Origin of the sequence: Massilia endophytica (genome assembly GCF_021165955.1) — a bacterium.
Taxonomy (GTDB): Bacteria; Pseudomonadota; Gammaproteobacteria; order Burkholderiales; family Burkholderiaceae_D; genus Rugamonas; species Rugamonas endophytica.
On the sequence record NZ_CP088952.1, the window covers coordinates 54,963 to 69,250 of the forward strand.

General features: G+C 65.2%; 14 protein-coding genes. 7 read left to right on the forward strand and 7 right to left on the reverse strand.

Annotated features, from left to right (window positions below; genetic code table 11):
- Positions 1-29: 29 nt before the first annotated feature.
- The 7 genes from dkgB to LSQ66_RS00310 all read left to right on the forward strand — a co-directional run bounded on the left by dkgB (position 30) and on the right by LSQ66_RS00310 (position 8,021).
- Entirely contained in the window at positions 30-836 is an 807-nt protein-coding gene (gene dkgB / locus LSQ66_RS00280) for a 2,5-didehydrogluconate reductase DkgB (protein WP_231767837.1), read from the forward strand.
- Positions 837-884: 48 nt separating this feature from the next.
- Positions 885-2,099 carry a UbiH/UbiF family hydroxylase gene (locus LSQ66_RS00285; RefSeq protein ID WP_231767838.1) on the forward strand — a complete coding sequence of 405 codons (1,215 nt, stop codon included), beginning with the start codon at positions 885-887 and terminating at the stop codon, positions 2,097-2,099.
- Between the two features lie 11 nt (positions 2,100-2,110).
- Positions 2,111-2,836 (forward strand): DsbC family protein, encoded by a 726-nt coding sequence (locus LSQ66_RS00290; protein WP_231767839.1) that lies wholly within the window; start codon positions 2,111-2,113, stop codon positions 2,834-2,836.
- Between the two features lie 102 nt (positions 2,837-2,938).
- Entirely contained in the window at positions 2,939-3,397 is a 459-nt protein-coding gene (locus tag LSQ66_RS00295; protein ID WP_231767840.1) for a (2Fe-2S)-binding protein, read from the forward strand.
- Between the two features lie 10 nt (positions 3,398-3,407).
- Positions 3,408-5,642, forward strand: a complete 2,235-nt coding sequence (locus LSQ66_RS00300) for a xanthine dehydrogenase family protein molybdopterin-binding subunit (protein WP_231767841.1) — start codon at positions 3,408-3,410, stop codon at positions 5,640-5,642.
- Position 5,643: 1 nt separating this feature from the next.
- Complete coding sequence (locus LSQ66_RS00305; RefSeq protein ID WP_307730239.1) at positions 5,644-6,222, forward strand: nucleotidyltransferase family protein; 579 nt, start codon at positions 5,644-5,646, stop codon at positions 6,220-6,222.
- Positions 6,219-8,021: a M61 family metallopeptidase gene (locus tag LSQ66_RS00310; protein ID WP_231767842.1), complete on the forward strand. Its 1,803-nt coding sequence runs from the start codon at positions 6,219-6,221 to the stop codon at positions 8,019-8,021. Before LSQ66_RS00305 ends, LSQ66_RS00310 begins: the two co-directional genes overlap by 4 nt.
- Before the next feature lie 5 nt (positions 8,022-8,026).
- On the opposite strand, the gene trpC is transcribed toward LSQ66_RS00310, so the two are convergent.
- The 7 genes from trpC to rpe all read right to left on the reverse strand — a co-directional run bounded on the left by trpC (position 8,027) and on the right by rpe (position 14,183).
- On the reverse strand, positions 8,027-8,827 hold the full coding sequence (gene trpC, locus LSQ66_RS00315; RefSeq protein ID WP_231767843.1) for an indole-3-glycerol phosphate synthase TrpC: 801 nt from the start codon (positions 8,825-8,827) through the stop codon (positions 8,027-8,029).
- Positions 8,828-8,835: 8 nt separating this feature from the next.
- Positions 8,836-9,480, reverse strand: a complete 645-nt coding sequence (locus LSQ66_RS00320) for a LysE family translocator (protein ID WP_231767844.1) — start codon at positions 9,478-9,480, stop codon at positions 8,836-8,838.
- 10 nt (positions 9,481-9,490) lie between these two features.
- Entirely contained in the window at positions 9,491-10,528 is a 1,038-nt protein-coding gene (gene trpD, locus LSQ66_RS00325; RefSeq protein ID WP_231767845.1) for an anthranilate phosphoribosyltransferase, read from the reverse strand.
- Between the two features lie 15 nt (positions 10,529-10,543).
- Entirely contained in the window at positions 10,544-11,107 is a 564-nt protein-coding gene (locus LSQ66_RS00330; protein WP_231767846.1) for an anthranilate synthase component II, read from the reverse strand.
- 1 nt (position 11,108) lies between these two features.
- Positions 11,109-12,605, reverse strand: coding sequence for an anthranilate synthase component I (gene trpE, locus LSQ66_RS00335; protein WP_231767847.1), 1,497 nt, complete (start codon positions 12,603-12,605; stop codon positions 11,109-11,111).
- Positions 12,606-12,810: 205 nt separating this feature from the next.
- On the reverse strand, positions 12,811-13,515 hold the full coding sequence (locus tag LSQ66_RS00340) for a phosphoglycolate phosphatase (RefSeq protein ID WP_231767848.1): 705 nt from the start codon (positions 13,513-13,515) through the stop codon (positions 12,811-12,813).
- 2 nt (positions 13,516-13,517) lie between these two features.
- Positions 13,518-14,183 (reverse strand): ribulose-phosphate 3-epimerase, encoded by a 666-nt coding sequence (gene rpe, locus LSQ66_RS00345; RefSeq protein ID WP_231767849.1) that lies wholly within the window; start codon positions 14,181-14,183, stop codon positions 13,518-13,520.
- Positions 14,184-14,288: the final 105 nt, after the last annotated feature.

Below are 14,288 nucleotides of genomic sequence, written 5' to 3' on the forward strand. Positions count from 1 at the left end.
TAGCGCCTGTTCACAGTACAGGAGCTCCCATGCATACCATTCCCCAGTTCGGCCTTGGCACGTTCCGCCTTGAAGGGCAGACCGTCATCGACTCCGTGCGCAACGGCCTGGAAGCCGGATACCGCCATATCGACACCGCCCAGATTTACGGCAACGAGGCCGAAGTGGGGCTGGCCATCGCCGAGAGCGGCGTGCCGCGCGGCGAAGTGTTCATCACCACCAAGATCTGGACGGAGAACCTGCCGCGCGGGAAGCTGATCCCCAGCCTGCAGGAAAGCCTGCGCAAGCTGCGTACGGAGCAGGTGGACCTCACGCTGATCCATTGGCCCTCGCCCGGCGACGCCGTGCCGGTGGCGGAATACATGGATGAACTGGCGCAGGCACAGGACCAGGGCCTCACCCGTCTGATCGGCATCTCCAATTTCACGGTGCGCCATATGCAGGAAGCCATGGCGGCCGTGGGGCCAGGGCGCATTGCCACCAACCAGGTGGAGATCCACCCTTTCCTCCAGAACCGCAAGGTGGTGGATTTCGCGCGCCGCCACGGCATCCATCTCACGGCCTATATGCCGCTGGCTTATGGGAAGGTGCTGGAGGACCCCGTCATCGCCGCCATTGCGAAGCGGCATGGAGCCACCTCGGCGCGCGTGGCGCTGGCCTGGCTGCTGCAGCAGGGCTTTGCGGTCATTCCGTCCTCCACCCGCCGCGCCAACCTGGAGGCCAACCTGGGGGCGCTGGGCCTGCAGCTGGACGGGGAGGACATGGCAGCCATCGCGGCACTGGACAGGAACGGGCGCATCGCCAATCCCGAAGGCATCGCGCCCCTGTGGGACTAAGTGATTCCCCTTGCGCCCCCGTTCCGGCGCGAAAGCTATAATGGGGAGATGAACAATTCGTCCACTTCTTCCCGCCACCACGTGCAGACGGCGGTGTGCATCGTTGGCGACGGCGCCATCGCCAAGACGGCGGCCCTGGCCTTCGCCCAGGCCGGCCAGAGCGTGACCGTGCTGGCGCCGCCCGCCGCGCCGCAGCGCGCCGATGAGGCAAGCTGGGATGTGCGGGTCTTCGCCCTCAACCACACGGCCCGCAAGCTGCTCGATTCCCTGAAGGTCTGGGGCGCCATGGACCAGGCCCGCATTGCGCCGGTCGACGCCATGGTGGTGCAGGGCGACGGCAAGCAGCCCGGCGGCCTGCATTTCGACGCCTTCGGCGCCCACACGGACACCCTGGCCTGGATCGTGGAGGACCGCAACCTGAACCAGGCCCTCGACGCGGCCCTGCGCTTCGCCCAGAACGTCCACATCGTGAACGGCCACGCCACCGCGCTGAAAGCGGACGAAGACGTGGCCACCATCCGCCTGGACGACGGCAGCGAGCTCAAATCCTCGCTTGTCGTGGGAGCGGACGGCGCCCAGTCCTGGGTGCGCGGCCAGTGCGATATCGGCCTCGATTACCGCACCTACTCCCAGAAGGGCGTGGTCAGCAACTTCGAATGCGAGAAGCCGCACCACGGCGCCGCCCACCAGTGGTTCACCTGCGACGAGGGCATCGTGGCCCTGCTCCCCCTGCCGGGCAAGCGCGTGTCGCTGGTATGGTCCGCGCCGGACATGCTGGCCGATACCCTGTGCAGCGAAGGCGCGGCGGCCCTCGCCGAGCGCCTGTCGAAGTTCGCTGCCGACAAACTGGGCAAGCTGACGCCGCTCCAGCCGGAGCTGGTGCGCGCCTTCCCCTTGCGCCTGATCCGGCCGCACTCGCTGGTGGCGCCCCGCGTGGCCCTGGTGGGCGATGCGGCCCACGTGGTGCACCCCCTGGCCGGACATGGCATGAACCTGGGCTTCGGCGACGTGCAGGACCTGGTGCGCGCCGTGAGCGAGCGCGAACAGCACCGCTCCATCGGCGACGAGCGCGTGCTGGCGCGCTACGCGCGTTCGCGCAAGGAGGAGGTATTGGTCATGCAAGCCACCACGGACGGCCTGGAACGCCTGTTTTCCACGAATCTCGAACCCGTGCGCGTGGTTCGCAATTTCGGGCTAAACTTGCTGGATAAGTTGCCGGTGGTTAAGCGCCGGCTGATCGCCCATGCCCTGGGCAAGCAGTAACCGGAGACCGTATGAGAAAGAGCAAGACCGCATTGTTGCTGGCATCGGCGCTGTTGATGTCCTGTGCCGGAGCGGAAAATCCCGTGGAAGCGAATATCCGCAAAGCGGTGGAGCCCCGCCTTGGCGAGGGTGTGAAGATCGATTCGGTGAAGGAGACCCCTTACGCCGGGCTGTACGAGATCCGCGTCGGCGACGAAATCCGCTATACGGACAAGACGGGCACCTTCCTGATCGTGGGCCACGTCTTCAACCTGAAGACCAGCGAAGACCTGACCCAGGCCCGTATCGACGACATCAACAAGATCAAGTTCTCGGACCTGCCGCTGGAGCTGGCCCTGAAAACGGTGAAGGGCAACGGCAAGCGCGTGATCGCCGTGTTCGAAGACCCGAACTGCGGCTACTGCAAGCGCTTCCGCCAGCAGACCCTGAAGGATGTGGACAACGTCACCGTGTACACCTTCATGTACAACATCCTCTCCCCCGATTCCTTCACCAAGTCGAAGAACATCTGGTGCGCCGCCGACCGCAACAAGGCCTGGGACGACTGGATGGTGAGCGGCAAGGCTGCCCCCGCGGCCCCGGCCAGCTGCACGGCGCCGAACGAACAGGTGCTGGCGCTGGGCCAGAAGCTGCGCGTCAACGGTACGCCCGCCATCTTCTTCGCCGACGGCAGCCGCATTCCAGGCGCCATCGACCTGAAGGGCCTGGAAGCGAAGTTTGCAACCATCAAGCAGTAAGCCAATGACCAAGGCGGGCGCTCAGACCCGCCGTGCAAGGGCGCGCCTGCCGGTGCGCCGCATCTCCCTTCACGCAGCAATCGCCAAAACTGAGGAGTTCTCATGGTAATCCTGAACATCAACGGCCGCGACACGCAAGTCGATGCCGATCCAAGCACGCCTATCCTGTGGGCGCTGCGCGATAACCTGAATATGACCGGCACCAAATTCGGCTGCGGCGCTGCCCTGTGCGGCGCCTGCACCGTGCATCTCGGCGGGCAGCCGATCCGTTCCTGCGTGACCCCCATCTCCGCCGCCGTGGGCCAGAAGATCACCACCATCGAAGCCATGGAGTCGGACAAGGTGGGCAAGGCCGTGCAGGACGCCTGGGTCAAGCACGATGTGCCGCAGTGCGGCTACTGCCAGAGCGGGCAGGTGATGAGCGCCACCGCGCTCCTCAAGTCGAACAAGGCGCCGAGCGACGCAGATATCGACAGCGCCATGGCGGGCAATATCTGCCGCTGCGGCACCTACCAACGCATCCGCGCCGCCATCAAGGACGCGGCCAAGACCCTGGCCTGAGGAGAGCACCATGCGTAAAGAATGGTTGAACGAAGGCGCAGTGCTGAGCGCCGAAGCCCTGACGGCCGCACCGCTTGAGCGTGAAGGCCGCGTCTCGCGCCGCGATTTCATGAAGGTGGCGGGCGGCGGCCTGGTGCTGAGCTTCTTCGTGGCAGGCGGCGGCCGCTTTGCCAAGGCACAGGGTCCGCAGAAGCCGGACTACAAGCCGAACGCCTTCCTGCAGATCGCGCCGGACAATACGGTGACCGTGCAGGTGAACCGCCTCGAATTCGGCCAGGGCGTGCAGACCGCGCTGCCCATGCTGATCGCCGAGGAGCTGGACGCGGACTGGTCGCAGATGCGCGGCTCCCTGGCGCCTGCGGGCGATCAGTACAAGGACCCCATGTTCGGCATGCAGATGACGGGCGGCTCCGGCACCGTGGCCCATTCCTGGGGCCAGTACCGCGAGATCGGCGCCAAGGCGCGCGCCATGCTGATCGCCGCGGCGGCCGAGAAATGGAATGTGCCCGCGAACCAGGTCAAGACCTCGAAGGGCACGCTGATCGGCCCGAACGGCCAGAAGGCCACATACGGCGAGTTCGCGGAAGCGGCGGCGAAGCAGCCGGCGCCCGCGAACGTGGTGCTGAAGAATACCGAAGACTTCCGCATCATCGGCAAGCCCACGCCGCGCCTGGACGCGCGCGACAAGTCGAGCGGCAAGCAGCAGTTCGGCATGGACTTCAAGCCCGCCGGGACCAAGGTGGCCGTGATCGCCCATCCTCCCGTGTTCGGCGCCAAGGTGAAGAAGTTCGACGCCGCCAAGGCGAAGAAGATGCGCGGCGTGGTTGCCGTGCTGCCCGTGGCCACTGACCGTGGCGGCAGCGGCGTTGCCGTGGTCGCGGACGGCTATTGGCAGGCGAAGCAGGCGCGCGACGCGCTGAAGATCGACTGGGATACCAGCGGCGTCGAGAAGGTATCGACGGCAAAGCAGTTCGACGAATACCGCAAGCTGGCCGCAACGCCGGGCCTCCCTGCGAAGAAGTCGGACACGTCGAAGATTGCCGGCGCGGCGAAGAAGATCTCCGCCGTCTACGAGTTCCCCTATCTGGCGCACGCGCCGATGGAGCCGCTGAACTGCGTGGTGGACCTGAAGGCCGACTCCTGCACCATCTGGGCGGGCAGCCAGTTCCAGACCATGGACCAGGCGGCGGCCGCGCGCACCGCAGGCCTGAAACCCGAGCAGGTCACCCTGAACACGATGATGGCGGGCGGCGGTTTCGGCCGCCGCGCCGTGCCCACTTCGGACTACATCGTTGAAGCAGTGGAAGTGGCGAAGGCTTACAAGGCAGCAGGCAAGAGCGGTCCGGTGAAAGTGATCTGGAGCCGCGAGGACGACATCAAGGGCGGCTACTACCGTCCGGCCCATGTGCACCGCGCCGAGATCGGCCTGGACGACAAGGGCAATATCGTCGGCTGGGACCATGCCATCGTCGGGCAGTCCATCCTGGCGGGTACGCCTTTCGAACCCTTCATGGTGAAGAACGGCGTGGACGGCACCATGGTGGAAGGCATGGGCGAACCGTACAAGGTGCCGCTCAACCTCACCGTGCACAACACGAAGCAGAATGTGCCCGTGCTGTGGTGGCGCTCCGTGGGCTCGACCCACACGGCCTTCGTGATGGAGACCCTGATCGATGAAGCTGCCGCGCTGGCAGGCGTCGATCCTGTCGAATACCGCCGCAAGCTGATCCCGGCCGATCACAAGCGCCATCACGCCGCGCTGGACCTCGCAGTGGGCAAGTCCGGCTACGGCGTGAAGCAGCTGCCGGAAGGCCATGCCTGGGGCGTCGCGCTGCACGAGTCCTTCAACACGGTGGTGGCCTATGTGGTGACGGCCTCCGTGGAGAACGGCACGCCCAAGCTGCATACCGTTACCGCCGGCATCCACTGCAATCAGGCCGTGAACCCCATGACCATCGAAGCCCAGGCGCAGGGGGCGATCCTCATGGCGGTGGGCACCACGCTGCCGGGCGCCGCCATCACGCTCAAGGATGGTAAGGTGGAACAGTCGCAGCTGAGCGATTACGTCGTCGCCCGCATGCCGGACATGCCGGTGGTGGACGTGCACCTCGTGGCCTCGACCGAGCCGCCGACCGGCATGGGCGAGCCGGGCTTCCCGCCGCTGGCGCCGGCCTACGCGAATGCGGTGGCCAAGCTGACGGGCAAACGGCTGCGCAAGCTGCCGTTCGACCTCGCCAGCGCCTGACGTGGCATCGCTGCGCATCGCAGGCATTCTGCTGGCCGCTGGCCGGGGAAGCAGGTTCTCTCCGGACGGCGGCTGCAACAAGCTGCTGCAGCCGCTGGCAACCGGCGCTTCGGTGCTGGCCGCGAGCGCCCGGCATATGCTGGCGGCGCTGCCCGAAGTGGTGGCCGTGGTGCGCAGCGGAGACGAAGCCACGGCGGCCGAGCTCTCGGCCCTGGGGTGCATGGTGACCGAGTGTCCCGATGCCCACCAGGGCATGGCCTGTTCGCTGGTGCATGGCCTGCGCCAGGCTGGCTATGCGGACGGCTGGGTGCTGGCGCTGGGCGACATGCCCCATGTGCAGCCAGCCACCATCGCCGCGCTGGCGCGGGCATTGGAAGAGGGCGCGGATATCGCCGCGCCGGTACATGATGGAAAGCGGGGCAATCCGGTGGCGTTCAGCCGCCTGCATCTGCCCGCGCTGCTGGCGCTGCAAGGAGACGAAGGCGCCCGCGGCATCGTGAGGAACAGCGCCGTGCAGGAAGTCCCTGTCGACGACCCGGGCATTTTCCGCGATATCGATACACCAGCCGATCTACGATGAAAAAGACAAATAAGACCATCGCCTACACCATTGCCGCCAGGGACCTGGCGGCCCACCTGTTCGAGGTGAGCGTCACCGTCGCCGCGCCTGCCGCGGAAGGGCAGGTGTTTGCCTTGCCTGCCTGGATTCCGGGCAGCTACATGATCCGTGAATTCTCGCGCAACATCGTCCGCATACGCGCCGAAGCGGGCGGGCAGGCGGTAGAGCTCACGAAGCTGGACAAGCACTCGTGGCAGGCGGCGCCCGTCAAAGGCCCGCTCACTGTGCACTACGAAGTCTATGCATGGGACCTTTCCGTGCGCGCCGCCCATCTGGACCAGACGCACGGCTTCTTCAACGGCACCAGCGTTTTCCTGCGAGTGGCCGGGCAGGAGGACGTGCAGCACGTGGTCGACATCCAGCGTCCGGCCGACGAGCTTGCGCGCAACTGGCGCGTGGCAACGGCGCTGCCCGAACTGAAGGCGAAGCGCTACGGCTTCGGCACCTACGCCGCCGCCAGCTACGATGAGCTGATCGACAGTCCCGTCGAGATGGGCGACTTCGCGCTGGCCACTTTCAAGGCGCACGGCGTGCCGCACGATATCGTGATCACCGGCCGCGTGCCTAATCTGGACATGGCGCGCCTGGCCGCCGACCTGAAAACCATCTGCGAAACGCAGATCGCCTTCTTCGAGCCCAAGACCAGGAAGGCGCCGATGGACCGCTACGTCTTCATGACGCTGGCGGTAGGCGATGGCTACGGCGGCCTGGAGCACCGCGCTTCCACGGCACTGATCTGCGCCCGCGCCGACCTGCCGAGCCTTGCGGCGCCTGCCAAGGAACGCAGCGAAGGCTATATCCGCTTCCTCGGCCTGTGCAGCCACGAGTACTTCCACACCTGGAATGTGAAGCGCATCAAGCCTTCCGCGTTCGCGCCGTACGACCTGCAGGTGGAGAACTACACGCCGCTGCTGTGGCTCTTCGAAGGCTTCACCAGCTACTACGACGACCTGTTCCTCGTCCGCTCGGGCATGATCGACGAAGCCACTTACTACAAGATGGTGGCGAAAGGTATTGGCGGGGTGCTGCGCAATGCAGGCCGCACCAAGCAGAGCGTGGCCGACTCCAGCTTCGACGCCTGGGGCAAGTACTACCGCCAGGACGAGAACGCGCCGAACGCCATCGTGAGCTACTACGCCAAGGGTTCGCTGATCGGCATGGGGCTCGACCTGAGCATCCGCGCCAAGTCGGCGGGCAGGCGCTCGCTGGACGACATCATGCTCGCCCTGTGGCAGCGCTACGGCCGCGATTTCCATACGAACGGGCGGGGCATTACGCCAGCCGAAGTGGAAAGCCTGTTCGACGAAGTAAGCGGCATGAAGCTGAGGCCCTTCTTCGAAAAATATATCCGCGGCACGGAGGACGTGCCGCTGGCGAAGCTGCTGGCGCCCTTCGGCGTCAAATACAGCGACGAGCGCAAGCCGGGCAAGCCGAGCCTGGACGTGAACCTGGGCCGCGACGGCGCGGACTGCAAGCTGTCCAGCGTTCATGAAGGCGGCGCGGCGCACCGCGCGGGCCTGTCCGCGGGCGACCTGCTGGTCGCCATCGACGGCCTGCGCGTCACCGGTAACCCGGCGAATGTGGATACCCTGCTGGCGCGTTACAGCGTTGGGGACACGGTCGAAGTGCACGCCTTCCGGCGCGATGAACTCATGTGCTTCAAGGCGACGTTGCAGGGCGACCGCGTCCCCGGCATCAAGCTCACTCTCGATCCCGCGCGCAAATCGGGCGCGCTGCCGCGCCCGACCACGATCCGCTAGGCGGCTTAGGCGAAAAGGCGCCGCAGCTCGGCGCCGGGATCGGCGGCGCGCATGAAGGCTTCGCCGATAAGGAAGGCGTGGACATCCGCATCGCGCATGCGCTTGACGTCGTCCGTGGAGAGGATGCCGGATTCGGTGATCACCATGCGCTCGGCCGGAATGCGCGGCAGCAGGCCGAGCGTGGTCTCCAGCGAGGTCTCGAAGGTGCGCAGGTTGCGGTTGTTGATGCCGATCAGGCGGCTCTTCAGCTTCAGCGCCGCATCCAGCTCCGCGCCGTCGTGCGATTCGATCAGCACGTCCATGCCCAGCTCCATCGCGCAGGCTTCCATTTCGGCCATCAGGCCGTGATCCAGCGCGGCCACGATCAGCAGGATGCAGTCGGCGCCCATCGCGCGCGCTTCATAGATCTGGTACATATCGACCATGAAGTCCTTGCGCAGCACGGGGATCGCGCAGGCGGCGCGCGCCTGCTGCAGGTACTCGGTGGAGCCCTGGAAGAACTGCTTGTCCGTTAGCACGGAGAGGCAGGATGCGCCGTTGGCCGCATAGCTCTGCGCAATCTCGGCAGGACGGAAGTCTTCGCGCAGCACGCCTTTCGACGGCGATGCTTTCTTCACTTCGGCGATGATGCCGGCCGCGCCAGCCGCCATGTGCTTGCGCAGGCTGGCTTCGAAACCGCGCAGGTCTGCGCGCAGCGCCTTGTCGCCTTCGACCTCGCCGCGCAGGCTGGCCAGGCTGCGGTATTTTTTTGCCGCGGCCACTTCGTCGGCCTTGACGGCCAGGATCTTGTTCAGGATGTCGGACATATCGATGCTCAGTGCTGCTCGGAGAGCGCAAGCCGCGCGCCCAGGGCCAGGAAGAGGGAGCCGGTAATGCGGTTCAGCCACAGCGCCACCAGCGGCTTGACCTTCAGCTTCGCGCTGGCGAGAGCGGTGAACAGGGCCAGCCCGTTACACCACAGCATGCCGTTGAAATTGAAGATGCAGCCCAGGACGATAAAGGCGAGCGGCTTGTTCGGCGCATCGGCGTCGATGAATTGCGGCACAAAGGCGAGGAAGAAGAGCGCCACCTTCGGGTTCAGCACATTGGTGAGGAAGCCTTGCGCGAAGATGCGGCGGAAGGGCAGGGGCGCCGGTGCGGCAGGCTTTGCGTCCGCCTCGGGTTCCTGCTTCAGGCGTGCGCGCAGCATGCCGATGCCGCAGTAGACGATGTAGGCCGCGCCCACCCACTTCACCACATTGAACGCAGTGGCGGAGGTGGCCAGCAGGGCGGAGAGCCCGAGGGCCGCCGCCAGCACGTGCACCATCGTGCCGGTGCCGATGCCCAGGGCCGCGGCGCAGCCCGCGCGCCAGCCCTGGGTCGCGCTGCGCGCCATGATCAGCAGCGAGTCCGGCCCCGGCATGATGTTGAGCAGGAGGCCGGAAATGATGAACAGGGTGAGGTCGTGGATTCCGTGCATCGCCGTCCCCTCAGTTGCTGGCGCCGAGCGCCTGGGTCACCTGCACGAACTGGTTCAGCTTCGCCAGCGCCGCGCCGGAAGAGATAGCCTTGCGCGCCCGCGCCAGGCCGTCGCCGATGGATTCCGCAACGCCAGCCGCATACAGGGCCGTGCCTGCGTTCAGCGCCACGATGTCGGTCGCCGGTCCCGGCACGCCGTGCAGCGCGTCCAGCACCTTGCGTTTGGACTCGGCGGAATCAGCCACCTTGAGGTTGCGGCTTGCCGTCATCTGCAGGCCGAAGTCTTCCGGGTGGATTTCGTACTCGCGGATTTCGCCGTTGACGAGTTCACCGACCATGGTGCCCGCACCCAGCGACACTTCGTCCATATTGTCGCGGCCATAGACCACCATGGCATGCTGCGCGCCCAGGCGCTGCAGCACGCGCACCTGGATGCCGACCAGGTCCGGGTGGAACACGCCCATCAGGATGTTCGGCGCGCCCGCCGGATTGGTGAGCGGGCCCAGAATATTGAAGATGGAGCGCACACCCAGCTCCTTGCGCACCGGCGCCACGTGCTTCATGGCGGAGTGGTGGTTGGGAGCGAACATGAAGCCGATGCCGCTCTGGGCGATGGACTGCGCGATCTGCTCCGGCTTGAGATTGATATTGGCGCCCAGCGATTCGATCAGGTCCGCGCTGCCGGAGGAGGAGGACACGCTGCGGCCTCCATGCTTGGCCACGCGCGCGCCCGCCGCCGCCGCCACGAACATGGAGGCGGTGGAGATATTGAAGCTGTGCGCGCCGTCGCCGCCTGTGCCCACGATGTCGAGCAGGTTGGTGGTATCGGCCATCGGCACCTTGGTCGAGAACTCGCGCATCACTTGCGCGGCGGCCGTGATCTCGCCGATGGTTTCCTTCTTGACGCGCAGGCCCATGGTCAGCGCCGCGACCATCACGGGCGACATCTCTCCGCTCATGATCTGGCGGAACAGGTGCAGCATCTCGTCGTGGAAAATTTCGCGGTGTTCGATACAGCGCAGCAGGGCTTCCTGGTGGGTGATTGGCATGATGCGTTCCTTCTCTTAGCGTTCGAGGAAATTCTTCAGCAGGGCGTGGCCGTGCTCGGACAGGATGGACTCGGGGTGGAACTGCACGCCCTCGATGTCGAAGTCCTTGTGCCGCACGCCCATGATTTCGCCGTCGTCGGTCCACGCGGTGACTTCCAGGCAGGAAGGCAGCGAGGAACGCTCGATCGCCAGAGAGTGGTAACGGATTACGGTAAATGGGCTGGGCAGCCCTTTGAAAACGCCCACACCGGTGTGCGCGATCAGCGAGGTCTTGCCGTGCATGACCTGCTTGGCGCGGATCACCTTGCCGCCGAAGGCTTCGCCGATGGCCTGGTGGCCAAGGCACACGCCGAGAATCGGCTTCTTGCCCGCGAAATGCTTCAGCACCTCGACCGAAATGCCTGCCTGCGCAGGCGCTTTCGGGCCGGGGGAGATGCAGATGCGGTCCGGATTCAGCGCCTCGATCTCCGCGATGGTGATTTCGTCGTTGCGGAAGGTGCGCACGTCCTCGCCCAGCTCACCGAAGTACTGCACGATGTTGTAGGTGAAGGAGTCGTAGTTGTCGATCATCAGCAGCATTTCAGAACTCCCCGTCCAGGCCATCTTGCACTTGCTCGGCCGCGCGCAGCACGGCGCGCGCCTTGTTCTCGGTTTCCTGCCATTCCATCTCGGCGATGGAGTCGGCCACGATGCCGGCGGCAGCCTGCACGTACAGCATGCCGTCCTTGATCACGCCGGTGCGGATCGCAATCGCCACGTCCATCTCGCCGCCGAAGGAGAGGTAGCCGCAGGCGCCGCCGTAGATGCCGCGCTTGGAGATCTCCAGTTCGTCGATCACTTCCATGGCGCGCACTTTCGGCGCTCCCGTCAGCGTACCGGCCGGGAAGGTCGCGCGCAGCACGTCCAGGTTGGACATGCCGGACTTCAGCCTGCCTTCCACGTTCGAAACGATATGCTGCACATGCGAATACTTTTCGATCACCATCTTGTCGGTGACCTTCACGCTGCCGGTTTCGGAAATGCGGCCCAGGTCATTGCGCGCCAGGTCGATCAGCATCACGTGTTCGGCGATTTCCTTCGGATCGTTCAGCAGCTCCTTCGCCAGCTCCGCGTCGCGCTCGGGCGTATTGCCGCGCGGGCGGGTGCCTGCGATGGGGCGCAGCGTGACCTTTTTCTCGCCGTCCGGCAGGGTCTCGTTGCGCACCAGGATCTCGGGCGAAGCGCCCACGATCTGCATGTCGCCGAAGTTATAGAAGTACATGTACGGCGAGGGGTTCAGGGAACGCAGCGCGCGGTAGAGGGTCAAAGGCGAATCGACATACGGCTTGCGGATGCGCTGGCCGATCTGCACCTGCATCAGGTCGCCGGCCATCACGTATTCGTGCGCCTTGGCCACTGCGGCCAGATAGTCTTCCTTCTTGAAGTCGCGAATGATGTCGGTGCGCACCGAGGCGCTGGTCACCGGCGCATCCACGCCGCGGCGCAGCAGGGCGCGCAGGTCCTTCAGGCGCTGGCGCGCCTTCGAGAAGGACTCTGGCTGCGCGGTGTCCGCGTACACGATCAGATAGAGCTTGCCGGAGAGGTTGTCGATCACCGCCAGCTCTTCCGTCACCATGAGCTGGATGTCGGGCAGGCCCAGGTCGTCCTTCGGCTGCGTGTTGGCCAGCTTCTTCTCGATATGGCGCACCGTGTCGTAGCCGAAGTAGCCCGCCAGGCCGCCGCAGAAGCGCGGCATGCCGGGGCGCAGCGCCACCTTGAAGCGCGCCTGGTACTGCTCGATGAATTCGAGGGGATTGCCTTCGTGGGTCTCGATCACTTCGCCGTGCTTCACGATCTCCGTGCGGCTGCCGAAGGTGCGCAGCACGGTGCTGGCGGGCAGGCCGATGAAGGAGTAGCGCCCGAAACGTTCGCCGCCCACCACGGACTCCAGCAGGAAGGTGTTCTTGCCGGTGTTCTGGGTCTGGGCCAGCTTGAGGTAGAGCGTGAGCGGGGTTTCGAGATCGGCGAAAGCTTCCGCGATCAGGGGAATACGGTTGTAGCCTTGCGTGGCCAGCGATTTGAATTCGAGTTCGGTCATGCTTCTCTCCAATCCGCCAGCTTCGATGTGGTGGTGGCGGTGAGGTTCAAAAAACCTGCCGGGGAGGCGTACAGACGAACTCCGGCGGCAGCAATCAATAGGGGTTAGTTAGCCCAGGATTGCCAGCGTCGCCATAGCCAGGCCTCAATCGAGCCCCGGTGGGTGACATTGTGTCTTTTGTTGAGAAACATCGTTAAGAAGGCGGTCAGTTTGCTGTGTTGTTGTGCAAGCCAATCAGGTTCGCCGCATGGAGCAGCGTGTCAACTATACCATCGGAATCGGTGTCGTGTATAGACTCCCCGTGATTGTACCCATAGGGCACCGTCAGCACCGGGCAGCCTGCCGCGCGCGCCGCCGCCGCGTCGTTGGAGGAGTCGCCGATGGCCACCACCTGGGCAGGCGGCAGGCCGAAGTCCTCGCAGACCGTCAGCAGGGGCAGGGGATCGGGCTTCTTCTTCGGCAGCGAGTCGCCGCCGTAGATCACCTCGAAGAAGCCGTCCAGGCCCTTCGCCTTCAGCAGCGGCAGGGCAAAGGCGATAGGCTTATTGGTCACGCAGGCCAGGCGCAGGCCTGCGTCCTTCAGCGCCTGCAGGCCTTCCGCCACGTCGGGATAGTGCACGCTGTGCAGGCCGTTGATGCTCAGGTAGTGGCGCTGGTATGCGTCCATCGCCTTGGGGAGGTGCAGCTCGATCTGATCGGCCGGGTGGTCCAGCGCGAGCACGCTGCGGATCAGGTTCTCCGAACCCTTGCCCACCATGAGGCGGATCTGGTCGGAGCTGATGGGCGCGAGCGCCAGTTCTTCGCGCATGCGGTTGATCGCCACATGGAAGTCCGGTATCGTGTCCAGCATCGTCCCGTCGAGGTCAACGATGGCGGCCCGTACGCCGCGCAGGGGATGGGCCGCCGCCATGCTTACACCGCCGCCAGCTGGCCGCGCATGGCGTCGATCACGGCCTTGTAGTCGGGCTGGCCGAAGATGGCGGAACCGGCGACGAAGGTGTCCGCGCCCGCTTTCGCGGCAGCGGCGATGTTCTCCACCTTGATGCCGCCGTCCACTTCCAGCAGGATGTCGCGGCCCGATTCGTCGATCAGGCGGCGCGCCTCGGCGATTTTCTTCAGCGCCTGGGGAATGAAGGACTGGCCGCCGAAGCCGGGGTTCACGGACATGATGAGGATCATGTCGACCTTGTCCATCACGTGTTCCAGATAGCTGAGCGGCGTGGCCGGGTTGAACACCAGCCCGGCCTTGCAGCCGTTATCGCGGATCAGCTGCAGCGAGCGGTCGATATGGTCCGAGGCTTCCGGGTGGAAGGTAATGATGTTGGCGCCAGCCTTGGCGAAGTCGGGAATGATGCGGTCCACCGGTTTCACCATGAGATGCACGTCGATCGGCACCTGCACATGCGGACGGATGGCCTGGCACACGAGGGGGCCGATGGTCAGGTTCGGCACATAGTGGTTGTCCATTACGTCGAAGTGGATGATGTCGGCGCCGGCGGCGACGACATTGCGCACCTCTTCGCCCAGTTTGGCGAAGTCGGCGGACAGGATGCTGGGAGCGATGCGGTAAGTAGTCATGGTAGGGCTTGCATAAAAAAGATGCGCTATTTTACGCGCACCTTGCGCGCGCGGCGGAATTGGAGTGCAATGCTAAACTGCCAATGCTTACTGAATACTAAGGAA

Excerpts from the sequence above, each read along its gene's own strand:
- rpe (WP_231767849.1), bottom strand. The coding sequence starts at position 14,183 with ATGACTACTTACCGCATCGCTCCCAGCATCCTGTCCGCCGACTTCGCC.
- LSQ66_RS00290 (WP_231767839.1), top strand. The coding sequence starts at position 2,111 with ATGAGAAAGAGCAAGACCGCATTGTTGCTGGCATCGGCGCTGTTGATG.
- trpC (WP_231767843.1), bottom strand. The coding sequence starts at position 8,827 with ATGTCCGACATCCTGAACAAGATCCTGGCCGTCAAGGCCGACGAAGTG.
- LSQ66_RS00320 (WP_231767844.1), bottom strand. The coding sequence starts at position 9,480 with ATGCACGGAATCCACGACCTCACCCTGTTCATCATTTCCGGCCTCCTG.
- LSQ66_RS00310 (WP_231767842.1), top strand. The coding sequence starts at position 6,219 with ATGAAAAAGACAAATAAGACCATCGCCTACACCATTGCCGCCAGGGAC.
- trpE (WP_231767847.1), bottom strand. The coding sequence starts at position 12,605 with ATGACCGAACTCGAATTCAAATCGCTGGCCACGCAAGGCTACAACCGT.
- LSQ66_RS00295 (WP_231767840.1), top strand. The coding sequence starts at position 2,939 with ATGGTAATCCTGAACATCAACGGCCGCGACACGCAAGTCGATGCCGAT.
- LSQ66_RS00300 (WP_231767841.1), top strand. The coding sequence starts at position 3,408 with ATGCGTAAAGAATGGTTGAACGAAGGCGCAGTGCTGAGCGCCGAAGCC.
- dkgB (WP_231767837.1), top strand. The coding sequence starts at position 30 with ATGCATACCATTCCCCAGTTCGGCCTTGGCACGTTCCGCCTTGAAGGG.
- trpD (WP_231767845.1), bottom strand. The coding sequence starts at position 10,528 with ATGCCAATCACCCACCAGGAAGCCCTGCTGCGCTGTATCGAACACCGC.
- LSQ66_RS00330 (WP_231767846.1), bottom strand. The coding sequence starts at position 11,107 with ATGCTGCTGATGATCGACAACTACGACTCCTTCACCTACAACATCGTG.
- LSQ66_RS00340 (WP_231767848.1), bottom strand. The coding sequence starts at position 13,515 with ATGGCGGCGGCCCATCCCCTGCGCGGCGTACGGGCCGCCATCGTTGAC.
- LSQ66_RS00285 (WP_231767838.1), top strand. The coding sequence starts at position 885 with ATGAACAATTCGTCCACTTCTTCCCGCCACCACGTGCAGACGGCGGTG.